The following is a 24,704-nucleotide window of genomic DNA, read 5'->3' as shown; positions in this document are numbered from 1 at the left end:
CTGTCCCTCGTGCGCGGTGCCGCGGCCGCCGGACGGCGACCGCGGCACCCGTTCTCAGGCGCGGCGGCGCACCAGCGCGGTGACCGCGACCCCGAGCGCGATCACGCCGAGCACGAGACCCGCCCCGCCGAGCCAGACGGCGGTCGGATCGGTGGCGGCAGCTGTCGGCGCAGCATCCGTCATCTCCGACTCCTCGTGATCGGCGGTGGCGGCGTCGTGGTGGTCCTCACCCTCAGTCGCGACGGTGCCGACCGCGACAACCGGTGCGGGCGATTCGGGCTCGGCGGCGCCTTCGGCGGCGACCTCGGTCCATGCCGTGGAGCCCTGGACGCATTGCTGCGTGACGGGGAAGGCCACGTCGGTGTCGGCGAGGGCGGCGTCGAAACGGGCGTCGAAGCTCACCTCGCCCTTGAGTCCCGACTCGACCGGCTGCGCGGCCGTGTAGGTGATGCGGCTGACGGTGCCGTTCGCGGCGACGTCACGGGCGATGCTCCAGCCGGCATCGATCACCGGGGTCACGTTGGTCACGCCCTCGGGGATGTCGATGACGAGCGCCGTGGTCGGCGACTCCTCGCAGCCGTGGCTGAAGGAGAACGTCAGCGTCGTGGACGCGTCGGCGGAGGCATCCTCCGGGGTGACGTGAATGTGGGCGGATGCCGCCAAGGGCAGGGCGACGGCGAGGACGGCGCCGGCGAGGACGCCGACGGTGAGACGGGCGCGGGTGCGCGGGGAAACAGTGGTCATGGTTCGCTTTCGTGTTCGCGGGCGAGCCCGCTCGCGCGCGCACGGGCGCGGATCGAGCAGGGTCGCCGAAAAGGGGATGCTGCGGCCGCAGCCGCAGAGAAAGCCGCGCTCAGGCGGCGGAGGGGACCGGAAGCGCTCGAGGCGGACCGCGCCGACCGAGCCCGGGCGGGAAGACCCGGGACGCGGGCGGACGCTCGGCGGGGACGGTGCGCACCGCCGCGCGGGGGCGCAGCACCGGGGCGTCTGCCGTCGAGGCCGCGCGGATGATCCACGCCCGGATCGCGGCGATCAGCGCCTGCCCGTGACGGACGAGGAGGATCGTCGCGAGAGCGGCCAGGACGTGCGCGAGCGTCATGTCGGCGTGCGCCGGAGCGGCAGCATCCGCCATCGCCCCCATCGAGGCCATCGCTGCCGCGCCGTGCACGTGCGGGCCGGTGGCGGCGCTCCAGCCCGGATCGCCGATGACGGTGAAGGCGGCGTGGAAGAGCGCCTGGCTCACCCCGACCGCGGCGGCCGTGCGCCAGAGCGAAGGCCGGGGAACGGCGAACGCGGTGGCGAAGGGCGTCGCAAGAGCGAACAGCACCAGGCAGAACATCGGCGACGGTGCGACACCGCCGCCGAGAGTGTGCGCGGTCGCGGCGATCAGCGTCGCCGTCGCGGCCAGGGCGCCGCCGCGACGAGCGCGCACCGCCCGACCGTTCATCGGGCCAGGATATCCCGGGGGATCGGCACAGCCCTGCCGTCGGGCACGCCCGTGCACGGCCGATTCAAAGACGGGCAGGGGTACCGTGTCGCTGTGACCGCCCTCGCCTTCCTCATCGGAGTCGTGCTGCTCGTCGTCGGCCTCGCCGTCTCGATCGCGCTGCACGAGATCGGGCACCTCGTGCCCGCGAAGCTCTTCGGCGTGCGCGTCGGGCAATACATGGTCGGTTTCGGTCCGACGCTGTGGTCGCGCAAGATCGGCGACACCGAGTACGGCGTCAAGGCGATCCCGCTCGGCGGTTACATCTCGATGGCGGGGATGTACCCGCCCTCGCCCGCGGAGACCGCAGGAAAGGGTCCGGGACGAGTGCGGCGGCTGTTCGCCACCATGGTGCAGGACGCCCGCGCCGCGAACGACGAGACGCTGGCCGGCGCCGACGACCGCGTCTTCTACAAACTGCCGGTCTACAAGCGCGTGATCATCATGCTGGGTGGCCCGGTGATGAACCTGCTCCTCGCCGTGGTGCTGTTCACCCTGCTCTTCAGCGGCATCGGCGTGCAGACCGCCACGACCACCGTCGCCTCGGTCAGTGAGTGCGTGATCCCCGCCGACGCCGGCCGCACCGACTGCACGCCCACCGATCCCGCGGCCCCCGCCGCCGAGGCCGGCGTGCTCCCGGGCGACGTGATCGTCTCGGTCGACGGCACCCCCGTCGCCACCTTCGCCGAGGCGAGCGCGATCATCCAGGAATCCCCGGGCCAGGCGCTGCCGCTCGTCATCTCGCGCGGTGGCGAGGAGCAGACGCTGTCGCTCACCCCCGCGCTCACCACACGCGCCGTCACCGACGACCTCGGCCGAGAGGTCACCGATGCCGACGGCGCCGTGCAGACGGAAGAGGTCGGTTTTGCGGGCGTGCGCTCGCAGGTGGCGCTCGTGCCCCAGCCCCTCTGGGCCGGACCCCAAGCTGCGGCCGACAACGTCGGCGCGGTCGCCGGCATCATGACCCAACTGCCGGTGCGCGTCTACGACACCGCGGTCGATCTCTTCACCGGCGCGGAGCGCGACCCGAACGGGCCGCTGAGCGTGGTCGGCGCCGGACGTCTGGCGGGCGAGGTCGCAGCGACCGATGCGCCGGTGATGGACCGTGTCGCCGGACTGCTCGGGCTGCTCGCCTCGTTGAACATCGCCCTGTTCGTATTCAACCTCATCCCGCTGCTGCCCCTCGACGGCGGCCACGTGGTCGTGGCGTTGTGGGACGGCATCAAGCGGATGTGGGCGAAGCTCGCGGGGCGCGTGGCGCGGCCGGTCGACGCGACCAAGCTCGTGCCGGTGACCTTCGTCGTGGTGATCCTGCTGGTCGGGATGGGCGGCATCCTAATCCTCGCCGACCTGTTCAACCCGGTCTCGATCCTCTGAGCCGTCCTCAGGCCAGGGCGTGGCCGACGAGACGTTCGAGCGTGCGCAAGCCGTCGCGCGAGAGGATCGATTCGAGGTGCCCCTGCACCGAGGCGAAGCCCGGGCCCCGCAGGGCGTAGACGTCGCCCGCAGCGTCCGACGCGATCTCGGCGTCGACAGCCCCGGCGCCGCCCGCGGGGATGCGAGCGGTGAAGGTGTTGTAGAAGCCGATCGAGGCGAGCTCGCCGAAGACGTCGACGGTTTTCTGCAGCCCCTGGTGCGGCCGCTCGAGCGGGGCGAGGTCGAGGCCCAGCCCGTCCGCGAGGATCTGGTGGCTCAGGCACACCGCCAGGAGCGGGCCGCCGCTCTCGCGCCGTCGCGCCACCACCTCGCGCATGCGGCGGATCCGGTCGTTCGTCTCGTCGCGCGGATCGCCCGGACCCGGCCCGGCGATGATCAGCTCAGCCTGATCGGCCTGCGCGTCGGTGATCTCCGACCACGGGGCGATGCTCACGCTCAGCCCGAGGTGGCGCAGCTGGTGGGCGAGCATCGTGGTGAACCGGTCTTCGGCATCCACGACGACGGCGGTGCGCCCGGCGAACGGGCCCGAGCCGTCGGGGTCCTGCGGATTCATCCAGAAGGGCGCGAGGCGGGCGTTGCGCGAGGTGAGCAGCGCGGCGATCTCGGGGTCGTCGCCCAGCGCGGGGCGCTCGGGCGTCGGCGCATCGGGGTCGACGGGCGGGGCGGATGCTGCGGTGTCGCGCGGGATCGCTCCGATCGCCCCGAGGATCCCGGCCGCCTTGCCGTGCGTCTCGCCGACCTCGCCGTCGGGGTCGGAATGACGCACGAGCGTCGCACCGACCGGAACCCGCAGCATCCCGTCGACCAGGTAGGCCGTGCGGATGAGGATGGGCGCGTCGAGGTCGTGGGAGGGGCCGGCCGCGCTCGGCGTACTCACCGGGGTGAAGAGGGCCGCGACGCCGGAGTAGTAGCCGCGCGGGGCACGCTCGTGCCGACGGATGACCGTGCAAGCGTTCTGCATGGGGGATCCGGTGACCGTGGGCGCGAACATCGTCTCGCGGAGGATGTCGCGCGGGTCGAGCGTGCTCCGCCCGCGCAGGACGTACTCGGTGTGGGTGAGTCGGGACATCTCCTTGAGGTGGGGCCCGGTGATGCGGCCGCCATCGGAGCAGACCGCGCTCATCATCTTGAGTTCCTCGTCGACGACCATGAAGAGTTCCTCGGTCTCCTTGGTCGATTCGAGGAAGCTCGTCAAGGTGGCCGCCGTCGCCCCGCCCGCGGGGTGTCGGAAGGTCCCCGAGATCGGGTTCATCGTCACCACGCCGCCCTGGGCGCTCACGTGGGCCTCGGGGCTGGCGCCGACGGCGACGAGACCGGGGGTGATCACGGCGAAGGTCCAATAGGCACCGCGTTCGTGCTCGAGCAGCGCTCGGAACCAGGTCAGCGCAGCCGTCCGCTCGTCCTCCGCGACGCGGGCGGTGAAGTCGCGGCGGATGACGAAGTTCGCTCCTTCGCCGCGGCCGATCTCGTCGGCGATCACGCGGCGGACGATGTCGGCGTAGTCCTCGTCGGAGATGTCGAACCCGGCATCCGCCAGCGAGACGGGCGCCGAGGGGAGAGCGGCGAGCACCTCCTCGCGTCCGACCGTCAGGTGCTCCTCGACGACGAGGCACCGCAGGGGTGCACCGTCGTCGTGGCACGCGAAGCCGCGCTCGCGCACCTGGCGGAAGGGCACGAGGGCGAGCACTTCGCGGTCGACTCCTGCCGCGTCGGTGAGCGGAATGTCGGCGAGGAGGTCCACATCGACGATGTCCCCGGTGAGGATCTCGACATGCGAGCCGTCACGGGCGATCAGCGCGAACGGCTCGGTGCCGGCAGCGAGTTCTCGCAGGCGGGTGAGGGGGGAAGGGCCGGTCATGAGGGGTCTTTCGTTGGAGGGGCGGTCGCCCAACGAAGAAGACCGCCCTCGGGGGACGGTCTGAAAGCGCGAACGCCACCGCCTAGAGGGTGGGCCACCAGGAGAGGTTCGCGGACATGGGCCGAAGTTACCACACCCCGTTTCGGGCCTCCTCGCAGACTGCCCGGCGTAGTGTGGAGACGTGCCCGCAGTCAATATCGGGATGCCCCGCATCCCCGAAGTACTTGCGCCCCGGCGTAAGAGCCGTCAGATCAAGGTCGGAAAGGTCCTCGTCGGTGGCAATGCCCCGGTGAGCGTCCAGTCGATGACCACGACCCCGACGACGAACATCAACGCGACCCTCCAGCAGATCGCCGAGCTGACCGCCTCCGGTTGCGAGATCGTGCGCGTCGCCGTGCCGTCCCAGGACGACGCCGACGTTCTGCACATCATCGCGAAGAAGAGCCAGATCCCGGTCATCGCGGACATTCACTTCCAGCCGAAGTACGTGTTCCAGGCGATCGACGCCGGGTGCGCGGCCGTTCGCGTCAACCCCGGCAACATCCGCAAGTTCGACGACCAGGTCGGCTCGATCGCCGCTGCCGCGAAGGCCGCGGGGGTGTCGCTGCGCATCGGTGTGAACGCCGGATCGCTCGACCCTCGACTGCTCGAGAAGTACGGCAAGGCGACACCGGAAGCGCTCGCCGAGAGCGCGCGCTGGGAGGCCAGCCTCTTCGAGGAGCACGACTTCCACGACTTCAAGATCTCGGTCAAGCACAACGACCCCGTGATCATGGTCAAGGCCTACCGTCTGCTCGCCCAGATGGGCGACTGGCCGCTGCACCTCGGCGTCACCGAGGCGGGCCCGGCGTTCCAGGGCACCATCAAATCGGCGACGGCGTTCGGCATCCTTCTCTCCGAAGGCATCGGCGACACCATCCGCGTCTCCCTCTCCGCGCCGCCGGCCGAAGAGGTCAAGGTCGGCCACCAGATCCTGCAGTCGCTGAACCTGCGTGAGCGCAAGCTCGAGATCGTGTCGTGCCCGTCGTGCGGCCGCGCGCAGGTCGATGTCTACACGCTCGCCGACGACGTCACCGAGGGTCTCAAGGACATGACCGTGCCGCTGCGCGTGGCCGTCATGGGCTGCGTCGTCAACGGCCCCGGTGAGGCTCGCGAGGCCGACCTGGGTGTCGCCTCCGGCAACGGCAAGGGGCAGATCTTCGTCAAGGGCCAGGTCATCAAGACCGTGCCCGAGTCGGAGATCGTCGCGACGCTCATCGAGGAGGCCAACCGCTTGGCCGACGAGATGGGCCCCGACGCCGCCCTCGGCACCGCCCAGGTCATCACCGCGTAACACGGTCGCTCTCCTCGAGCGCGAATGCACGTCGTGCACTCGAGCGGGTGGTGAGGTGCGATAGCGTTCGGGACCATGCCCGATGCGCCGTCGCCCGTGCCCTCCGCCCCACCCGCGTCGGTGTCGCTCTCGCGTCCGATCATCGCCGGGGTGGTCACCGCCCTGGTCGGATTCACCAGCACCTTCGCGGTCGTTCTCACGGGCCTTCGGGCGGTCGGTGCGACACCGGGCCAGGCTGCGAGCGGGCTGCTCGCCATCACGCTCACCGTGGGCATCGGGTGCATCGTGCTGGCGTCGCGCTACCGCATGCCGATCACCGTCGCCTGGTCGACCCCCGGTGTCGCACTGCTCGCAGCCACCGGCGCGGTCGAAGGCGGGTGGCCCGCCGCCGTCGGAGGATTCCTGGTCGCGGCCGTGCTCATCCTGCTCACCGCGCTCTTCCCGCCCATCGGCGCGCTCATCGCGCGGATTCCGCCCTCGATCGCCCAGGCGATGCTCGCCGGAGTGCTGCTGCCGCTGTGCGTCGCACCGTTCACGGGTCTCGTCGCCAACCCCTGGGACGTGGCGCCCGTCATCCTGGTGTGGCTCGTCTTCTCCCGCCTGCTGCCCCGCTGGGCCGTGCCGCTGGCATTCCTGGCAGCCACTGTCGTGGTCGCGATCGAGCTCGCCCGCACGGGTGCGGGCACGGATGCGGCCGCGCTGCTGCCGCGTATCGAGCTGACCGCTCCGACGTTCACGCTGGGTGCGGTGATCGGGATCGGCCTGCCCCTGTTCGTCGTCACGATGGCCTCGCAGAACGTGCCGGGCGTCGCCGTGATGCGCAGTTTCGGCTACGAGATCCCGTGGCGCCCGGCGATGCTCGTCACGGGCCTGGGCACCGCGGTCGCGGCGACGGCAGGGGGCCACGCGATGAACCTCGGCGCGATCAGCGCGGCCATCGCCGCCGGGCCCGACGCGCACCCCGATCCGAAACGCCGCTGGGTGTCGGGCGTCTCGGCCGGGTCGACCTATCTCGTGCTCGGCGCCCTCTCGGCCGCGTTCGCCGCTCTCGTGCTTCTCGCCCCGTTCGGCGTGATCGCGGCGGTCGCCGGGCTGGCGCTGTTCGGCGCCTTCGGCTCGGCCATCCAGCAGGCGATCGATGACCCGGGCGAGCGGCTGCCCGCGGTCGTGACGTTCCTCGTGGCGGCGTCGGGGATCGCCGTCTTCGGCATCAGCGCCGCGTTCTGGGCGCTCGCCGCCGGCCTCGTCGTGCGCGCCGTCCTCCACCTCGGACGCCGCTGACCCGCACTCTCGCCGCCGCGGCGTGGGTGGTGCGACGTTTGCACGACCGGTGGGGCTGGTGTGCACGAGAGGGGCGGGTGAGGCAGGGCCGGCCGGGTCGGCCGTGCAGACGCAGCACGCCCGACCACGCCGCGCCGGCTCCTCCCCAAGCGCCGGTGCGCGGGAGTTCTCCACGGGTCGGGGCCAGGCCCGTTGGGCCGGACGCGAGGGTCCCTACCTTCGTGCCATGGCAGCGAAACCTCAGGCAGGCAAACCCCAGGCAGAGAAACTCGGCGTGGTCTGCACCCACGTCCTGAACGACGAGCGGCCCGTCCTCCTGGTCGCCAACAGCAAGGGTGACATCGTGCTCACGTGCGGGGGCACGGACCACCGGTTCCCCGAGATCGAGGACTGGGCGATGGCTCACCCCTCGCATTTCGTCGGGCGCGACCCGGCGATGGGGATCGTCGGCGTGATCGCCGAAGGCGAGTGGGCGACGCGCTCGCGGGTCGGCGCGCCGTGGCAACGGGGCTTCGGTCCGGTGACCTGACCACTGCGTGAAATCGTCCGTGGCGGTGGGATGAACCTTTTGCCCGATCGCGGACACTACAGAGTGTGGATACAGACGACGCCGCGTTGTGGACGAGAGTCCGCGATGGAGACGATGCCGCCCTCGCCGCCCTGTTCGACCGGCACGAGGCGCGGCTGTTCCGCCATGCACGGCGCCTGCTCACATCGCGGGAGGATGCGAAGGATGCGGTGACCATCGCGTTCTTCGAACTGTGGCGCAAGCGCGCGACGGTACGGCTCGTCGACGGGTCGCCCCTCCCGTGGCTGCTCAACACCGTGGCGTTCAGCGCGCGCAACGTGGAGCGCTCCGGACGTCGGTACGCCGCCCTCCTCGACCGTGCCCCCGTGCGGGAGGAGCACCACCCCGGCGGCTACGACGAGAGCGGCATCCTCGCCGCCCTCAAGCGGCTGCCCGCGAAGGAGCAGAGCGTGATCGTCCTCACCGTGCTCGAGGGATACCCCGAGCGTGACGCCGCCGAAGCCCTCGGCATTCCCGTCGGGACCGTGAAGTCCCGCCTCGCGCGCGCCAAGGCGAAACTGCGCGACGAGATCACTTCCTTGGAGGCGTCATGGGCGTGAACGATGACCAGCTCTCCCCGGGGGAGCAGGACGAACTTCGGCAGCGATTGGTCCTGGGCGCGCGACGCATCAAGCCCGCCGGTGCCCACCGCCGCGCGATCGTCTCCACAACGGTCGCCGTTGCGGTGGTTGCGGCGCTGTCGGTCGGCGCGATCGGAGCAGCGAACTTCCTCCGACTGGGCAACGAGAGTGAGCCCGTCGCGACTCCCACACCGACTCCGAGCGCGACGCCGAGCGCGACGTCGTCCACGACGAGCTCCCCGAGGCCCACCCCGACGCCGACCCTCACGGAGCCGGCCCCCGTCCCCGCAGTACTGCCGTTCGGTGGCGACTGCGGCCAGGTGACCGGGCTGGATCAATCCGGGCTCGAGGCGGATGAGGGGCAAGCGATGCCTTACTTGTGGGATCTCACCAACCACGCCGCCTCAGCTGCCCTTCTCGGCGGGGTGACCTGCTCGTGGCCGTCCGACGACCCCGAGCTCGGGTACGCAGCGGTGAGCGTCTTCCCCGCTGCGGTCATCACCCCGGAGATCGCGGACAAGTGGACGGACACGACCTGTCGCGGAGCGTTCTACGTCTGCGAGACGGGTCGTTTCGTTGCCGACTTCTGGATCGGCGCTGGTCTCAGTCGGTCGGTGAGCGCTGAGACGGAGATGACCGAGGACGAGCGGACGGGGCTCGCAACCCGGCTGAACGCAATGATCGACGCCGTGGCAGCAAACACGTTGGGCGAGACCGCGCAGGCAGCGTCGCGCGAGGCCGGGTGGTGGACGGTTCCGCCATGCTCGTCGCTCGATGGGACTGTCTCGGCGAATGTCCCGGTCGCACTCGAGACGGGATTTCCCGGCGACGCTATTCCCGAGGGGATGGACTGGGAGACGCTCGTGGACGCGGGAGTCATGGACTGGTGTTCCTGGTACGGCTACGCCGGGCAGGACAGTGTCATCGTGGAGATCTACGAACAACCCGGCATTGGTGCCCCCACCACGGATGAGGTTGCGGCGACAGAGTTCCGACCAGCAGACGTTGTCGGGGCGGAGGAGGGCTGGATCTACCAGAATGCCGAGTCCCTCGACAGCTTCACCGTGGTGGCTGTCTCTGGACCCAATCGGTTGACCGTGCACTTCGCGGGCGCAGCGGACGAGCAGGCTGCTCGCGATCTCGCTGCCGCTCTCCTCGACGACCTGAACGCGCGGTGAGCGCCAGCATCCGTCGCCCGTAAACTCGGACCGTGGTCACACGTCTGTCGCACTTCTTCCTCCGTACGCTCCGCGAAGACCCGGCTGACGCCGAGGTCCCCAGCCATCGACTGCTCGTGCGCGCCGGGTACATCCGGCGCCAGGCGCCGGGCATCTTCGCCTGGCTGCCGCTGGGCCTGCGGGTGAAGGCCAAGATCGAGAACGTCATCCGCGAAGAGATGGCGAACGCGGGCGCCTACGAGGTGCACTTCCCGGCGCTGCTGCCGCGCGAGCCGTACGAGCTCACCGGCCGGTGGGAGGAGTACGGCGACGGCATGTTCCGCCTGCAGGACCGCAAGGGCGCCGACTACCTGCTCGCCCCCACCCACGAAGAGGTCTTCACCCTGCTGGTGAAGGACCTGTACTCCTCGTACAAGGACCTGCCGCTCACGATCTACCAGATCCAGGACAAGTACCGCGACGAGGCACGCCCGCGCGCGGGCCTCCTGCGCGGCCGCGAATTCACGATGAAGGACGCGTACTCGTTCGACGCGACCGACGCGGGGCTGGATGCTTCGTACCAGGCGCAGCGGGATGCCTACGAGCGCATCTTCCAGCGACTCGGACTCGAATACGTCATCGTCGCCGCCGACGCGGGGGCGATGGGCGGGTCGAAGTCGGAGGAGTTCCTGCACCCGACGGTGATCGGCGAAGACACCTTCGTGCGTTCGGAGGGCGGCTACGCCGCGAACGTCGAGGCCTTCACCACCGTCGTGCCCGACACCATCGCGTACGACGGCCTTCCGGCCCCGGTGATCTTCGATTCGCCGGACACGCCGACGATCCAGACGCTCGTCGATCACGCGAACGCGGTGCTCGACGGTGAGTACACCGCGGCCGACACCCTCAAGAACGTCGTGCTCGCCCTGACCCACCTCGACGGCTCACGCGAGGTCGTCGTGGTCGGTCTCCCCGGCGATCGTGACGTCGACGACAAGCGCGTCGAGGTCGCTTTCGCCCCCGCGGCCGTGGAGCCAGCCACCACGGAGGACTTCGAGAGCCACCCGCTGCTGGTCAAGGGCTACATCGGACCGTGGTCGGAGACCGGCGCGATCCTCGGAGAAGAGTCCGCCACCAGCATCCGCTACTTCCTGGATCCCCGCGTCGTCGACGGCACCTCCTGGATCACCGGCGCGAACGCCGACGACAAGCACGTGCATTCGCTGGTCGCCGGGCGTGATTTCGCGGCCGACGGCTTCGTGGAGGTCGCCACGGTGCGCGAAGGCGACCCGGCGCCCGACGGCTCGGGTCCGGTGACGCTCGCCCGTGGCATGGAGATCGGACACGTCTTCCAGCTCGGTCGCAAGTACGCCGAGGCGCTCGGACTCAAGGTGCTCGATGAGAACGGCAAGCTCGTCACGGTCACGATGGGCTCCTACGGGATCGGCGTCACGCGCATCCTCGCGAACATCGCCGAACTCAACAACGACGACAAGGGACTCATCTGGCCCGCGTCGGTGGCGCCGTTCGACGTCCACGTCGTAGCGACGGGGCGGGATGCTGCCGCCTTCGAGCTGGCGGAGACGCTGTCGGCCGATCTCGACGCGGCCGGTCTCGACGTGCTCTACGACGATCGACCCAAGGTCTCGCCCGGCGTCAAGTTCGGCGACGCCGAGCTGGTCGGGGTGCCGCAGATCGTCATCGTCGGACGGGGCGCCGCCACGGGCGAGGTCGAGCTCTGGGATCGCCGCACCGGTGACCGCGAGGTCGTACCCGCCGCCGAAGCGGTCGCGCGCCTGACCGCCTGACGCGGCGCCGGGTCTCCGCCCGCGCAGCGCCTCTCGGAGGTAGCGTGGGTGGATGTTCACGGCTCCTCGTCTTCCGCTCGCGGACGGTCGCAGCATCCCTCAGCTCGGTGTCGGTACCTACAAGGTGCCGGCCGACGTCACCGCCGATCTGGTCGCAGGGGCGCTCGCCGACGGGTACCGTCACGTCGACACCGCCGCCCTCTACGGCAACGAGCGGGAGGTGGGGGAGGGGATCCGCGCGAGCGGCCTCGACCGAGACGACGTCTTCGTGACCACCAAGGTGTGGAACGAGGATCAGGGCTACGACGAGACGCTGCGCGCGTTCGATGCGAGCCTGTCGCACCTCGGGATGGACGAGGTCGATCTCTACCTCATCCACTGGCCGATCCCGAGCCAGGACCGCTACCTCCAGACCTGGCGAGCCCTCATCCGTCTGAACGAGGACGGCCGCGCCCGCTCGATCGGGGTGAGCAATTTCCTCCCGCACCACATCGACCGCCTCGTCGCGGAAACCGGGGTCACCCCGGTGGTCAACCAGGTCGAGTTGCACCCCCGGTTTCCCCAGCGCCACCTGCAGCAGTGGGACACCGCTCATGGCATCGTCACCGAGGCGTGGGCTCCGCTCGCACGCGGTGGGTTGCTCGATGAACCCGTGCTGCGGCGCATCGGTGCCCGCTACGGCAAGACGCCCGCCCAGGTCGTGATCCGCTGGCACCTCGATCGGGGGATCGTGCTGTTTCCGAAGTCCACGTCTCCCGCACGCCTGCGCGAGAACGGCGACGTGTTCGATTTCTCGCTCGACGCGTCGGACGACGAAGCCATCGCGCGTCTGGAGACGGGCGAGCGCACCGGGCGCGACCCCGACCTCGACTGAGCGGACTCAGCCGTCGATCCGCGCGTAGCGAGCGCGGATGACCGTGAAGATCCCGTACGCGATGAACCCGATCCCCACGGCCGCGCCGATCCAGCGGCCCGCGGGGGCGGCGAGCAGGGCGCTGACAGCACCGTCCAGACCGCCCGCCGCCGAAGGGTCGACCGTGACGGCCGCCGTCATGATCAGTACCCCGACGGTGGCGAGGGCGATGCCCTTCGCGACGTAGCCGATCGCGCCGAGCGCCACGAACGCGGTACCGGCGCTGCCCCGGGGAGTGGTGACCTTCTTGCGGAACGACCGGCGCAGCCCCATCACGACGAACGCGATCCCGATCGCTCCGATCACAGCGGCGACGATACCGAGCAGCACCTGTCCGCCGGGGAGTGCCAGCACGCTTCCGCTCGCGTTCTGAGCGTTCTGCTCGCTCTGCGGACGCGCGCCGAGGGCGACGGATGCCGCGACCCCGCCGACCGCGAAGTACGCGATCGCTTGACCGCCGTTGCTCGCGGCGGACTTCAGCCGATCGCCGGTGTCGGAGCCACGGGAGGCGAGGGCCTGCAGTGCGCGCCAGAGGCCGAGGGCCCAGAGTCCGATCGCGCAGGCCCACAGCGCGACGGCGCCGAACGGTGCCGAGGCGAGCGCCTCGAACGCGCCGGCCTGATCGGGTTGACCGCCGCCCCCGAAGGCCACGGCGAGCACGATGGTCCCGAGCAGGATGTGCACGACGCCGTTGGCGACGAAGCCGACGCGAGCGAGGACGAGAAGGCGACGAGAGGACGTGGCGGAGCGGGCAGCGGATCGGGGGGACGACGGCATCCCGCCACGCTAACGGGTGCCCGGGGCGCCATGGCGCACCTCGCCGCCCCGTCGGGCGTCCGGTAACGTAGGGGGAATGCCGACGCGCGTACGCGCCGGCCAGAGCTGAATACGGAGGGTGACGATGGATATCGATCTCGGACTGTTGAAGACGGTCGAACGCGAGAAGGAAATCCCCTTCGACGAACTGATCCGCATCATCGAGCAGGCGATTCTGACCGCCTACGCCCGACACGTCTCCGACACCGGAGAAATGCCCCAGGGCGCGCGCGTCGAACTGGATCGCAAGACCGGTCATGTCTCGATCTACACCGCGCTCCTCGACGACGAGGACGTGGTCATCGGCGAAGAGGAGCAGCAGCCGGAGGACTTCGGGCGCATCGCCGCCTTCGCCGCGAAGCAGGTCATCAGCCAGCGACTCCGCGACATCGCGGACGACGCGGTGCTGGGGGAGTTCAAGGGCAAGGAAGGCGACATCGTCGCCGGCGTCGTGCAGCAGGGTCCGAACCCGCGCATGGTGCACGTCGACCTCGGCACGATCGAGGCGATCCTCCCGCCCGAAGAGCAGGTTCCCGGCGAGAGCTACACGCACGGATCCCGACTGCGCGTTTACGTGACGTCGGTGTCGAAGGGCACCAAGGGACCGTCGATCACGGTCTCGCGCACCCACCCGGGCCTCGTCCGCAAGCTCTTCGCCCTCGAGGTTCCCGAGATCGCGTCGGGTCTCGTGGAGATCGTCGCTCTGGCCCGTGAAGCCGGACACCGCTCGAAGGTGGCCGTGAAGGCGAACGACCCGTCGATCAACGCCAAGGGCGCCTGCATCGGCGAACTCGGGCGACGGGTGCGCGCGGTGACCGAGGAACTCGGCGGCGAGAAGATCGACATCATCGATTACGACCCGGAGTTGGCGGCCTTCGTCGGCAACGCCCTGTCGCCCGCCAAAGTCACCTCCAGCTTCGTGCTCGACGCCTCCACCAAAGCGGTGCGCGCCCTCGTCCCCGACTATCAGCTCTCCCTCGCCATCGGAAAGGAAGGTCAGAACGCCCGCCTCGCTGCAAAGCTCACGGGCGCCAAGATCGACATCCAGCCCGACAGCGTCATGGAAGAGAGCTGAGCGCAACCGTCCGCCAATCGCGACGCGCCCGAGGTGTAGAATGGAACCGGTACGAACGTGCGTCGGATGTCGCACGCGTGCACCCCGTTCCGCCCTCCTCAGGGTGGTGGCAGCAGATTCGGTCCTCGTCCGCGATGACCGGGCCGTCTTGCCAGGGCGTGGCGCGTGGGTGCATGAGACGAGCGAGTGCGTGACCGCCGCGCTGCGGCGCCGCGCTTTCGTACGAGCACTACGTGTGTCAGGCCCGCTTGATACGCAGACCTTCGAAGAATCCCTCCAGCGAAAAGGCTGAACGGCTATGGACTCAAAGTGAACGGCTCGAAATGAGCTCCGTCCGCATCTAATGGTCTGCCCTGTCCGGGGTAGGCCCCCCGAACAGGAGAATTGTGGCAAAACCACGCGTACACGAGATCGCTTCCGAACTCGGCGTAGACAGCAAGATCGCCCTCGCGAAGCTCAAGGAGCTCGGCGAGTTCGTCAAGAGCCCGTCCTCGACGATCGAGCCCCCGGTAGCTCGTAAGCTCCGCGCGGCCCTCGAGGCCGACGGCTCCATCGTCACCGGTGGCGCAGCCGCCGGCGGCTCCGCCCCGTCGCGCCCGGCCGGTCGCCCCGGTCCGGCACGCCCGGCGACGTCCGCAGCCCGCCCGGGCCCCGCGGCTCGCCCCGGCCCGGCGCCCAAGCCGGCCCCCGCGGCCCCGGTCGCCGAGACCCCGGCGGCGCCCGAGCCCGCCGCTCCCGCGACGCCCGAGGTCGCTGCTCCCGCAGCATCCACCCCGGCGCCGTCCGCTCCCGCAGCAGATGCCCCCGCCGCTCCCGCGTCCGATGCGGCCGCGCCGGGCTCAGCCGCTACTCCGGCGCCTCCGCGTCCGGGTGGCGCAGCACCCCGTCCGGGCAACAACCCGTTCGCCTCGAGCCAGGGCATGGGTCAGCGTCCTGCTGGTCCTCGTCCCGGCAACAACCCCTTCGCTTCGGCTCAGGGCATGGGCCAGCGCCCGAGCCCGACGCCCGGCAACATCCCGCGCCCGCAGGCTCCGCGTCCCGGTGCACCCCGTCCGGGTGCCCCGCGTCCCGGCGGTCCCGGTCGTCCCGGTGGCGCAGGTCGCCCGGGCGGCGCACCGTTCCAGCAGCGTCCCGGCGGTCCCGGTCGTCCCGGCGGCGCCGGTGGCGGCTTCCAGCGCCCCGGCGGCGGTGCTCCCGGCGCTCCGGGCGGCGGCGGTTTCGCCGGTCGCCCCGGTGGTGGTGGCGGTCGTGGCCGTGGTCCCGGCGGAGGTACCGCAGGTGCCTTCGGTAAGGGTGGCGGCAAGTCGAAGCAGCGGAAGTCCCGTAGGGCCAAGCGCCAGGAATTCGAAATGCGGTCAGCGCCCGTCGTCGGTGGCGTCAACGTCACCAAGGGCAACGGCGAGATCATCCGCATGCGTCGTGGCGCGTCGATCTCCGACTTCGCCGACAAGATCGAGGCCCTGACCGGTTACACCGTTCAGCCCGGCACGCTCGTCACCATCCTGTTCAACCTGGGTGAGATGGCGACCGCGACCGAATCGCTCGACGAGGCCACCTTCGAGGTCCTCGGCGGCGAGCTCGGCTACAACATCCAGATGGTCTCGCCCGAGGACGAGGACAAAGAGCTCCTCGAGGGCTTCGGCCTGGACCTGGATGCTGAACTCGAGGCCGAGAGCGAAGACGACCTCGAGATCCGTCCGCCGGTCGTGACGGTCATGGGTCACGTCGACCACGGTAAGACCCGACTGCTCGACGCGATCCGCAAGACCAACGTGGTCGCCGGCGAGGCCGGTGGCATCACGCAGCACATCGGTGCGTACCAGGTCTGGACCGAGCACGAGGGCATCGAGCGCGCGATCACCTTCATCGACACCCCGGGTCACGAGGCGTTCACCGCCATGCGAGCCCGTGGTGCCCAGGTGACCGACCTCGCGATCCTCGTGGTCGCCGCCGACGACGGCATCATGCCCCAGACGGTGGAAGCCCTCAACCACGCCCAGGCGGCCAATGTGCCGATCGTGGTCGCGGTCAACAAGATCGACAAGGCGGATGCCAACCCGGCGAAGGTGCGTCAGCAGCTCACCGAGTACGGCCTGGTCGCCGAGGAGTACGGCGGAGACGTCATGTTCGTCGACGTATCGGCGCGCAACGACATCGGCATCCAGGACCTCCTGGACGCGGTGCTGCTCACCGCCGACGCGGGCCTCGACCTCACGGCGAACCCGAACAAGGCCGCCCGCGGTGTCGCGATCGAAGCGAAGCTCGACAAGGGTCGCGGTTCGGTCGCCACGGTGCTCATCCAGTCCGGAACGCTCCGGGTCGGAGACGCGATCGTCGCCGGTACGGCGTACGGACGCGTTCGCGCCATGGCCGACGAGAACGGCGACGCCGTGCTCGAAGCGTGGCCGTCGCGCCCCGTTCAGGTGCAGGGTCTCAACTCGGTGCCTCGCGCCGGTGACACCTTCATCGTGACCGAGGAAGACCGCCTCGCGCGTCAGATCGCTGAGAAGCGTGAAGCCGCCGAGCGCAACGCCCAGCTGGCCAAGGCCCGCAAGCGCATCTCGCTCGAAGACTTCACCCGCGCTCTTCAGGAGGGCAAGGTCGAGTCGCTCAACCTCATCATCAAGGGCGACGTGTCGGGTGCCGTCGAGGCGCTCGAGGAGTCGTTGCTCAAGATCGAGGTGGACGACAGCGTGCAGCTGCGCATCATCCACCGCGGCGTCGGTGCCATCACCGAGTCGGATGTGAACCTGGCGACGATCGACAACGCGATCATCATCGGGTTCAACGTCCGCCCCGACACGAAGGCCCGTGAGCGCGCCGCCCGCGAGGGCGTCGACACGCGGTTCTACTCGGTCATCTACAACGCGATCGACGACGTCGAGCAGTCGCTCAAGGGCCTGCTCAAGCCGGAGTTCGAAGAGGTCCAGTCGGGTGTCGCCGAGATCCGCGAGGTGTTCCGCTCCTCCAAGGTCGGCAACATCGCCGGTGTCATCGTGCGATCGGGAACGATCACGCGCAACGCCAAGGCGCGGGTCATCCGCGACGGCGTCGTCATCGCGGACGGACTCGCGATCGAGTCGCTGCGCCGCTTCAAGGACGACGTCACCGAGGTGCGGACGGACTTCGAGGCCGGTATCGGTCTCGGCAAGTTCAACGACATCCAGATCGGTGACGAGATCGAGACGACCGAGATGGTGGAGAAGCCGCGAGGCTGAGCCACCCTCTTACCGGCTCCGGTTCAGGGTGTCCCGACTCCGCAAGAGCGGGGCCCCTACCCCGATTGCTCCGTCGGGACACCCTGAACCTCGCCTGGTCGTGGATTGTCTCCTCCATCACGGTGGAGGAAGGAAGAAGAAGAAGAGATGGCTAACGAACGGCAAGCACGACTCGGCGACCGCATCCGCGTCCTCATCGCGGAGCGCCTCGAGAAGGGCCTCCGCGACCCGCGCCTCGGTTTCGTCACGATCACCGACGTGCGCGTCACCGGTGATCTGCAGCACGCGTCCGTGTTCTACACGGTGCTCGGCACCCCCGAGGAACGCGCCGACACGGCTGCGGCCCTGAAAGCGGCGACCGGGATGCTGCGCTCAGAGGTCGGTAAGCAGCTCTCGGTGCGGTTGACCCCGTCGCTGGAGTTCATCCCCGACGCGATCCCCGAGAACGCCGACCACATCGCCCACCTGCTGCGCGAAGCGCGCGAGCGCGACGCCTCCGTGGCGGGCCTCGCCGCGGGAGCCGTCTACGCCGGGGACGCCGACCCGTACGTCAAGCCTCGCGAGTTCGAGGACGACGAAGAGGCCTGAGCGCCCAGCATCCGCACCACCCCTGTTCCCCTGTCACGAAACGCGAGTAGCACTCGCACTTCGTGACAGGGAACGTGCGTTTCAGCCTCGTGCGCGGCGGTCAGGTGCGGGGGAGGTGGATGACACCGTCGGATGCTTCCGCGAGGCCGTCGGCGATGAGGGAGTCGATGGCCCGATCGCGCTGATGCGGGTCGGGCCAGTCGGCCAGGAGAGCAGCGAGCGGAACGGGGGAGGGCGCCGTGTCCCGCAGCATCCGCAGCACCGCACCGCGGGCCTGCCGGTCGCTGCCCTCGTACCGGGCCTGCCGCTTGCGGGTGTCGCCGGTGTCGGGATACCCGAGCTCGCGCCAGCGGCACTGCTCGGCGAGCGGGCACACTTGGCAGCGCGGCGAACGAGCGGTGCAGACGGTCGCGCCGAGCTCCATGGTGGCGGCGTTCACCACGGCGGCCGCCGCGATGTCGTCGGGCAGGATCGCCGCCATGTCGGCGAGGTCGCGCCGGGACGGTGCGCCCGGTTGCGCCCGGCCCCCGATCGCCCGCGCCAGCACCCGCCGCGTATTGGTGTCCACGACGGGATGGTGGTCTCCGTACGCGAACACCGCGACGGCGCGCGCCGTGTAGTCGCCGATCCCGGAGAGGGCGAGGAGGTCGTCGACGGCGCGGGGGACCACGCCGCCGTGCACGTCGCGGATCTGCACCGCCGCTCGGTGCAACCAGAGCGCCCGGCGCGGATAGCCCAGGTTCGCCCATTGCCGGACGGCCTCAGCCGGCGGCTCCGCCGCCAGCGCTGCGGGGGTGGGCCACCGCTCCAGCCACGCCTCGAGGTGGGGGATCGCTCGCGCCACCGGCGTCTGCTGCAGCATGAATTCGCTCACCAGCGTGCCCCACGCGCCGAAACCCGGGCGACGCCAGGGCAGATCGCGCGCGTGTTCGCCGTACCACCGCTGCAGCGCAGGGGCGAGGTCGGGCATCGCTCCAGCGTACGGTGCACGCGTCGTACGCTGGAACGATGGCGCCTCCGACCGATACCGCAGACACCCTGTTGCACGAACTGCGCGACGAGGTACGCCAGCACTACCCCTCGGGCCGCGTCATCATCGGTGTCGACGGGGTCGACGGCGCCGGCAAGACGCGCTTCGCCGAGGCGCTCGCCCGGGTGTTCGCCGAGGACGGCAGCGCGGTGTTCACCGCATCCATCGACGACTTCCATCGTCCGCGCGCCGAACGCTACGCCCGCGGACGCGATTCGCCGCAGGGCTTCTACCTCGACTCCTACGACGACGGCGCGTTCCGCCGCCTGCTGATCGAACCGTTCCGCTCGCGTTCCGGCCCGTTCCGCACGGCCGCGTTCGACCTCGACCGCGATGAACCGGTGACCGCGGAGGCGCAGGATGCGCCCGCCGACGCCGTGCTGATCGTCGATGGCATCTTCCTGCACCGCCCCGAGCTGCGCGGCATCTGGAACTGGTCGCTCTGGCTGCACGTGCCCGCCTCGATCGCGGCCGCGCGCCTGGCGGAGCGCGACGGTGCCGACCCCGACCCCGAGGCCGAGTCGAACGCGCGCTACCGGGGCGGCCAGGCCCTGTACGCGCGCGAAGCCGACCCGCGCACGGCGGCCTCCGCGATCGTGGACAACTCCTTCCCCGATGCGCCGGTGCGCATCTTCGGAGACTTCTGCTGATGCCCGCCGGGGGGATGCTGCTCGTCGACAAGCCCGCGGGGATCACGAGCCACGACGTCGTCTCGCGTGCCCGCAAGGCGCGCAACACCCGCAAGATCGGCCACGCCGGCACCCTCGACCCGATGGCGACGGGTCTGCTCGTGCTCGGCGTCGACGCCGCTACGCGCCTGTTGACCTTCATCGTCGGCGCGGACAAGACCTACACCGCCACTCTGGCACTGGGAGCGACGACCGACACCGACGACGCGGACGGCGAGATCGTGGAGCGCGCCGCGCCCGAGCGGGTCGACGCCGTCGACGATGCGCTGATCGATGCGGGCATCGCCGCCTTGACGGGGGAGATCTCCCAGGTGCCGACCACCGTGTCGGCCATCAAGGTGAACGGCCGACGCGCCTACGACCTGGCGCGCGCTGGCGTCGAGGTGCAACTCGCGTCCCGCGACGTGGTGGTGTCGCGATTCGAGGTCGTCGAACGGCGACGCGTGAACGAGATGATCGAACTCGACGTCACCGTCGACGTCTCCAGCGGCACCTACGTGCGCGCCCTCGCCCGGGATCTCGGCGAGGCGCTGGGAATCGGCGGTCACCTGACCGCCCTTCGGCGAACGAGGATCGGGCCGTTCTCCGTGACGGATGCTGTCACCCTCGACGGCCTCGCGGCGGCGCCGTTGCTCAGCCCCGCCGAGGTGGGCACCATCGTGCTGGGCGCGCTGCACGTCACCGAGGTCGAGGCGGCTGACCTCCGCGAGGGCCGACGGCTGCTGGGCGCAGCGACCAGACTCGCAACGCCCCGCGCGGCCGCGATCGACCCGGACGGCGTGATGATCGGCGTGGTCGAGCGGCGCGGGAAAGACGTCAAGAGCGTGATGAACCTTCCGACGGGGGCCGCGGCATGATCTTCTGGTTCACGATCGTGCAGATCGTGGTGGCGTGCGCTGCCGCCCTCCTCGCCTTGATCGCCGGACTCGCCGGGCGCCGGCCCGGAGACGTGACGGTCGGCGGCCTCGCCCTCATCGAGGTGCTGCTGATCGGTCAGATCGTCGTGGCGATCGTCTCGCCCTTCGCCGGCAACCCCCCGACCGGGAGCGCCCTGGAGTTCTGGGTGTACCTCGTCTCCGCAGCCCTGATCCCCCCGGCGGGCGTGGCCTGGGCGCTCGTGGAACGCAGCCGCTGGAGCACCGTGGTGATGGGGATCGCCGCGGCATCCGTCGCGATCATGGTGTGGCGGATGAACGTGATCTGGACCGTGCAGCTGGCGTGACCCGGCGGCCCCGCGTCCAGCCGATCTAAGATTGACGGGACATGGCACCCCCCAAGCAATCGATCACCGGCGTCGGCCGGGTGCTCGTCGTCGTCTACGCGATCCTGGCCCTCGCGGCGACCGGGCGGTCGCTCGTTCAGATCGTGCTGCGCTTCGATTCCGCCCCGCTGGCCTTCACTCTGTCCGCGGTTTCGGCCGCGGTCTACATCGTCGCGACGCTCGCGCTCGTGTTCTCCGCGTCCCGCTTCTGGTACGCCGTGGCGTGGGGCGCCATCTCCTTCGAACTGATCGGGGTGCTGGTGGTGGGCGTGTTCAGCCTCGTCCGCCACGACCTGTTCCCCGAAGAGACCGTCTGGTCGTGGTTCGGCTCGGGCTACGTCTTCATCCCCCTCGTACTGCCGTTCGTGGGGATCTGGTGGCTCGTGACGCACCGACCCGGACACGAGGCAGCGGTCGCCGTCACCGAGCCCCGCGAGAGGTCGTCCTGGTGATCACATTCCGCGACCCCGCCGAGATCCCCGCCGGTTTCGGCCCCTCGGTCGTCGCGATCGGCAAGTTCGACGGTGTCCACGTCGGGCACCGGGCCGTCATCGACCGGGCCAAGGTGGATGCTGCCGCCACGGGCGCGCGGGTCGTCGCCGTCACCTTCGACCGCAACCCGCTGAGTGTGCTGCGCCCCGAGCTCTGCCCGCCCTCGCTGGTGGGAGTGGACCAGAAGATTGCGCTCCTGGAGCGCGCGGGCGTCGACGCGACGCTGGTGCTGACCTTCGACGAGCGCCTCGCCTCCCTCGACGCGCAGGAGTTCGTCAGCCACGTGCTGGTGGGCGCTCTGGGGGTTCGCACCGTCCTGGTCGGGCGCGACTTCCGCTTCGGTCGCGGCGGAGCCGGCGATGCCGCCCTGCTGAGCTCGATGGGGGCGGATTTCGGGTTCACGGTCGACGTCGTCGACGACGTGCGAGCCGTCGAGTCCGATCGGCGCGTCTCCTCCACCTGGATCAGGGAACTGCTCGAGGCGGGAGACGTCTCAGGCGCCGCCAAGCTGCTGGGCAGCACGCCGTCGGTCTGGGGCGAGGTCGTGCACGGCCTGAAGCGGGGCCGAGAACTGGGGTACCCGACAGCCAATCTGTCGCCCGAAGCGGAAGGTTTCATCCCCGCCGACGGTGTGTACGCGGGGTGGCTCATCGACGAGGGATCAGCGGACGGCCTCCGACCGGGCACCCGGTACGCCGCGGCGATCAGTGTCGGGCGCAACCCCACGTTCGACGACGTCGAAGCGCGTCAGGTCGAGGCGTACGTCCTCGACGAGGACGATCTCGACCTCTACGGGCACCGAGTGCAGGTGCGCTTCGTCGAACGCATCCGCGGCATGGTGGCCTTCGAAGGCGTCGACGCGCTGACGGCCCAGATGGCCGACGACGTCGAGCGTGTACGCGGCGTTCTCACCGCGACCTGAGAGCTCCGACCGGGGGCGTCAGTACGACGCGGTGTCGGTGGCGCCGGTGGGACCCTCGCCGGCCGCGATCGCTCGCGCCTCACCCAGGATCGTGGCGCTCGCGCTCGTTCCGAGGCGCGAGGCGCCCGCCTCGATCATCGCGAGAGCCGCAGCGAGGTTGCGCACCCCGCCCGAGGCCTTGACCTGCACCGCGGGGCTGACGTTCGCCCGCATGATGCGCACGTGCTCGACGGTGGCGCCGCCGCCGCCGAAACCGGTGGAGGTCTTGACGAAGGCGGCGCCTCCCGCCTCCGTCAGCCGGCTGCCGCGGGCGATGAGATCCTCATCGAGGTAGGAGGTCTCGAGGATGACCTTCGTCACGCGGCCGTCCGCAGCATCCACCACAGCCCGGATGTCGTCGACGACGGCATCGTCGAAACCCGACCGCAGGAAGCCGATGTTCACGACCATGTCGACTTCGCTCGCGCCGTCCTGGAGGGCCCGGGCGACCTCAGCGGTCTTCGCGGCCGTGGAGGTGGTGCCGTGCGGGAAGCCGATCACGGTGCCGACGGCGACGCCGCTGCCGTCGAGCCGGCGCACCGCGTAGGCGATGTCGGAGGGGCGGACGCACACACTGAAAACGCCCCACTCGGCGGCGATGTCGAGATCGACATCGACCTCGGCCCGGGTCAATTCGGGCTTCAGGATGGCGTGATCGATGGTGGCAGCGAGCTCGCGCTCGGACAGGGTCGACATGCCGTCCAGCCTACGCGTGCCGCGGGTTTCGGATCCCGAGGAGCGAGATCACCCCGCCCGCCGCCATGAGGATCGCGGTGACGACGGCCGCCCGGTAGAAGCCGTCGAGGTCCAGCGACCCGCCGGCGATGACGGCCACCATGGCGATCGCGATGAGGCCCGCGACACGGGAGACCGCGTTGTTCACCGCCGAGGCGATGCCGGACTGCTCGATGTCGATGGCGCCCAGGATCGCCGAGGTGAGGGGCGAGACGGTGATCGTGAGTCCGAAGCCGAAGACGAGCACTCCCGGAAGCACCTGGGTCCAGTAGTCGAAGTCCGGGCGCACCAAGAGCAGGAGCAGGGCGCCGACCGCCATCAGCAGAGGACCGACGGTCATGAAGAGCCGCGGACCCCAGCGGCCGGCGAGGGCGCCTACCCGCGAGCTCAGCAGGATCATCAGGATCGTGCTCGGGAGGGAGGCGAGCCCTGCCTCGGTCGCGCCCAGTCCCGCGCCCTGCTGGAGGTAGACGCTGACGACGAACCCGTTGAGCGACAACGCGCCGTAGATGAACGCGGTCGCCAGGTTGCCGGTCCAGAAGTTGCGCGCGCGGAACAGCCCGAGCGGCATCATGGGGTCTTTCGCGAACCGCTCGCGCACGAGGAACCCGGCGAAGGAGAGAAGTCCGATCGTCATCGATCCCCAGATGATCGGGGAGCCCCAGCCGAGGCGGGACTGCTCGATCAGGGCGAAGACCGAACCACCGAGTCCGACCGTGCAGAGGATCGCCCCCCAGAGGTCGACGCGCGCACCCTCTCGGCGGTGGTCGGGGTGGTGCAGTACGTGCAGCAGCCAGAGGGTCAACAGGATCGGCGGGATGTTGATGAAGAACACCAGGCGCCACGACAACAGGTCCACGAACAGCCCGCCGATGAGGGGACCGGCGATCATGGCGACCGTCGTCGCGCCCGTCCACACCCCGATCGCCTTGGCCTGGGACGGTCCGCGGAAGTTCGCCGTGATCAGGGCGAGTGAGCTCGGCACGAGCAGCGCCCCGGCCACGCCCTGGAGGGCGCGCATGACGATGAGGAATTCGGGGGTGGGTGCCAGGCCGATCGCGATCGAGGTGACGGCGAACCCGATCAGTCCGATGCGCAGCACGAGGAGTCGCCCGAGCACGTCGCTCAGCGAGCCGGCGACGAGGATGAGGGCGCCGAGGGTGATGAGGTAGGCGTCGACGACCCACTGCTGGGTGGTGAGGCCCCCGCCCAGATCGCGGGAGATGGCGGGGAGCGCCACGTTGACCACGGTGCCGTCGAGGAAGGAGACGAACGACGCCAGGATCGCGATGGTCAGCACGAGTCGCTGATCACGGGTCGTCGTCGTCGTTGTTGCGGCCATGGACCCCACTGTAGGACGCGGTGCACCCCCGGCGGGAGGAGCCTGGGGGGCCCGGACAGGAATACCCCTGGGGGG

The 24,704-nt window shown here is 70.2% G+C and carries 24 protein-coding genes; 17 read left to right on the top strand and 7 right to left on the bottom strand.

Annotated elements, in window-relative coordinates; genetic code table 11:
- Positions 1–54: 54 nt before the first annotated feature.
- Positions 55–744 carry a YcnI family copper-binding membrane protein gene (locus ACFXP5_RS12795; RefSeq protein WP_394544896.1) on the bottom strand — a complete coding sequence of 230 codons (690 nt, stop codon included), beginning with the start codon at positions 742–744 and terminating at the stop codon, positions 55–57.
- A gap of 109 nt (positions 745–853) precedes the next feature.
- Positions 854–1,447, bottom strand: a complete 594-nt coding sequence (locus ACFXP5_RS12790) for a hypothetical protein (RefSeq protein WP_394544895.1) — start codon at positions 1,445–1,447, stop codon at positions 854–856.
- Positions 1,448–1,540: 93 nt separating this feature from the next.
- Between ACFXP5_RS12790 and ACFXP5_RS12785 the strand changes: the two genes are divergently transcribed.
- Complete coding sequence (locus ACFXP5_RS12785) at positions 1,541–2,863, top strand: M50 family metallopeptidase (RefSeq protein ID WP_394544894.1); 1,323 nt, start codon at positions 1,541–1,543, stop codon at positions 2,861–2,863.
- A gap of 7 nt (positions 2,864–2,870) precedes the next feature.
- Here the strand turns inward: ACFXP5_RS12785 and ACFXP5_RS12780 are convergent, their stop codons facing one another.
- Positions 2,871–4,781, bottom strand: a complete 1,911-nt coding sequence (locus tag ACFXP5_RS12780) for an anthranilate synthase family protein (protein ID WP_394544893.1) — start codon at positions 4,779–4,781, stop codon at positions 2,871–2,873.
- 181 nt (positions 4,782–4,962) lie between these two features.
- Between ACFXP5_RS12780 and ispG the strand changes: the two genes are divergently transcribed.
- The 7 genes from ispG (at position 4,963) to ACFXP5_RS12745 (ending at position 12,383) form a co-directional block, all read left to right on the top strand.
- Positions 4,963–6,114 (top strand): flavodoxin-dependent (E)-4-hydroxy-3-methylbut-2-enyl-diphosphate synthase, encoded by a 1,152-nt coding sequence (gene ispG / locus ACFXP5_RS12775; protein WP_394528795.1) that lies wholly within the window; start codon positions 4,963–4,965, stop codon positions 6,112–6,114.
- Positions 6,115–6,189: 75 nt separating this feature from the next.
- A complete protein-coding gene (locus tag ACFXP5_RS12770) occupies positions 6,190–7,395 on the top strand; it encodes a benzoate/H(+) symporter BenE family transporter (protein ID WP_394544892.1) in 1,206 nt (401 codons plus the stop codon).
- A gap of 226 nt (positions 7,396–7,621) precedes the next feature.
- The gene (locus ACFXP5_RS12765; RefSeq protein WP_394544891.1) at positions 7,622–7,924 is read left to right on the top strand and encodes a hypothetical protein; all 303 of its coding nucleotides are present in this window, start codon (positions 7,622–7,624) and stop codon (positions 7,922–7,924) included.
- Between the two features lie 65 nt (positions 7,925–7,989).
- On the top strand, positions 7,990–8,523 hold the full coding sequence (locus tag ACFXP5_RS12760; RefSeq protein WP_394528792.1) for an RNA polymerase sigma factor: 534 nt from the start codon (positions 7,990–7,992) through the stop codon (positions 8,521–8,523).
- Positions 8,514–9,722: a hypothetical protein gene (locus tag ACFXP5_RS12755; RefSeq protein ID WP_394544890.1), complete on the top strand. Its 1,209-nt coding sequence runs from the start codon at positions 8,514–8,516 to the stop codon at positions 9,720–9,722. Before ACFXP5_RS12760 ends, ACFXP5_RS12755 begins: the two co-directional genes overlap by 10 nt.
- Before the next feature lie 32 nt (positions 9,723–9,754).
- Positions 9,755–11,509: a proline--tRNA ligase gene (locus ACFXP5_RS12750; protein WP_394544889.1), complete on the top strand. Its 1,755-nt coding sequence runs from the start codon at positions 9,755–9,757 to the stop codon at positions 11,507–11,509.
- 52 nt (positions 11,510–11,561) lie between these two features.
- The gene (locus ACFXP5_RS12745; RefSeq protein WP_394544888.1) at positions 11,562–12,383 is read left to right on the top strand and encodes an aldo/keto reductase; all 822 of its coding nucleotides are present in this window, start codon (positions 11,562–11,564) and stop codon (positions 12,381–12,383) included.
- A 6-nt stretch (positions 12,384–12,389) separates the two neighbouring features.
- Here ACFXP5_RS12745 and ACFXP5_RS12740 read toward each other — a convergent pair whose 3' ends face one another.
- Complete coding sequence (locus ACFXP5_RS12740; protein ID WP_394544887.1) at positions 12,390–13,199, bottom strand: DUF1206 domain-containing protein; 810 nt, start codon at positions 13,197–13,199, stop codon at positions 12,390–12,392.
- Between the two features lie 124 nt (positions 13,200–13,323).
- Between ACFXP5_RS12740 and nusA the strand changes: the two genes are divergently transcribed.
- The 4 genes from nusA (at position 13,324) to rbfA (ending at position 18,119) form a co-directional block, all read left to right on the top strand.
- Positions 13,324–14,313, top strand: a complete 990-nt coding sequence (gene nusA, locus ACFXP5_RS12735) for a transcription termination factor NusA (RefSeq protein WP_394528786.1) — start codon at positions 13,324–13,326, stop codon at positions 14,311–14,313.
- A gap of 40 nt (positions 14,314–14,353) precedes the next feature.
- A complete protein-coding gene (locus ACFXP5_RS12730) occupies positions 14,354–14,605 on the top strand; it encodes a YlxR family protein (protein ID WP_394528785.1) in 252 nt (83 codons plus the stop codon).
- A gap of 94 nt (positions 14,606–14,699) precedes the next feature.
- Positions 14,700–17,531 carry a translation initiation factor IF-2 gene (gene infB, locus ACFXP5_RS12725; protein ID WP_394544886.1) on the top strand — a complete coding sequence of 944 codons (2,832 nt, stop codon included), beginning with the start codon at positions 14,700–14,702 and terminating at the stop codon, positions 17,529–17,531.
- A gap of 147 nt (positions 17,532–17,678) precedes the next feature.
- The gene (gene rbfA / locus ACFXP5_RS12720; protein WP_394528783.1) at positions 17,679–18,119 is read left to right on the top strand and encodes a 30S ribosome-binding factor RbfA; all 441 of its coding nucleotides are present in this window, start codon (positions 17,679–17,681) and stop codon (positions 18,117–18,119) included.
- A gap of 100 nt (positions 18,120–18,219) precedes the next feature.
- Here the strand turns inward: rbfA and ACFXP5_RS12715 are convergent, their stop codons facing one another.
- Entirely contained in the window at positions 18,220–19,089 is an 870-nt protein-coding gene (locus ACFXP5_RS12715) for an HhH-GPD family protein (RefSeq protein WP_394544885.1), read from the bottom strand.
- 38 nt (positions 19,090–19,127) lie between these two features.
- Here ACFXP5_RS12715 and ACFXP5_RS12710 point away from each other — a divergent pair, with 38 nt between their 5' ends.
- Genes ACFXP5_RS12710 through ACFXP5_RS12690 form a run of 5 tightly spaced genes read left to right on the top strand, consistent with a single transcriptional unit; the run spans position 19,128 to position 22,513 of the window.
- Entirely contained in the window at positions 19,128–19,799 is a 672-nt protein-coding gene (locus ACFXP5_RS12710; RefSeq protein ID WP_394544884.1) for a nucleoside/nucleotide kinase family protein, read from the top strand.
- A complete protein-coding gene (truB, locus tag ACFXP5_RS12705) occupies positions 19,799–20,695 on the top strand; it encodes a tRNA pseudouridine(55) synthase TruB (RefSeq protein WP_394544883.1) in 897 nt (298 codons plus the stop codon). The genes ACFXP5_RS12710 and truB overlap by 1 nt, the downstream gene beginning before the upstream one ends.
- Positions 20,692–21,060, top strand: a complete 369-nt coding sequence (locus ACFXP5_RS12700) for a hypothetical protein (protein ID WP_394528779.1) — start codon at positions 20,692–20,694, stop codon at positions 21,058–21,060. Before truB ends, ACFXP5_RS12700 begins: the two co-directional genes overlap by 4 nt.
- 41 nt (positions 21,061–21,101) lie before the next feature.
- Positions 21,102–21,551 carry a hypothetical protein gene (locus ACFXP5_RS12695; RefSeq protein WP_394528778.1) on the top strand — a complete coding sequence of 150 codons (450 nt, stop codon included), beginning with the start codon at positions 21,102–21,104 and terminating at the stop codon, positions 21,549–21,551.
- Complete coding sequence (locus tag ACFXP5_RS12690; RefSeq protein WP_394544882.1) at positions 21,548–22,513, top strand: bifunctional riboflavin kinase/FAD synthetase; 966 nt, start codon at positions 21,548–21,550, stop codon at positions 22,511–22,513. The genes ACFXP5_RS12695 and ACFXP5_RS12690 overlap by 4 nt, the downstream gene beginning before the upstream one ends.
- Positions 22,514–22,531: 18 nt before the next feature.
- Here ACFXP5_RS12690 and deoC read toward each other — a convergent pair whose 3' ends face one another.
- Positions 22,532–23,248: a deoxyribose-phosphate aldolase gene (gene deoC, locus ACFXP5_RS12685; RefSeq protein ID WP_394544881.1), complete on the bottom strand. Its 717-nt coding sequence runs from the start codon at positions 23,246–23,248 to the stop codon at positions 22,532–22,534.
- Positions 23,249–23,258: 10 nt separating this feature from the next.
- On the bottom strand, positions 23,259–24,629 hold the full coding sequence (locus ACFXP5_RS12680) for an MFS transporter (RefSeq protein ID WP_394544880.1): 1,371 nt from the start codon (positions 24,627–24,629) through the stop codon (positions 23,259–23,261).
- Between the last annotated feature and the right edge of the window lie 75 nt (positions 24,630–24,704).

Origin of the sequence: Microbacterium hanjuni, from assembly GCF_043556395.1 — a bacterium.
Taxonomy (GTDB): Bacteria; Actinomycetota; Actinomycetes; order Actinomycetales; family Microbacteriaceae; genus Microbacterium.
Note: the sequence above shows the minus strand (reverse complement) of the source record. Positions and strands in the feature narration are given on the sequence as shown.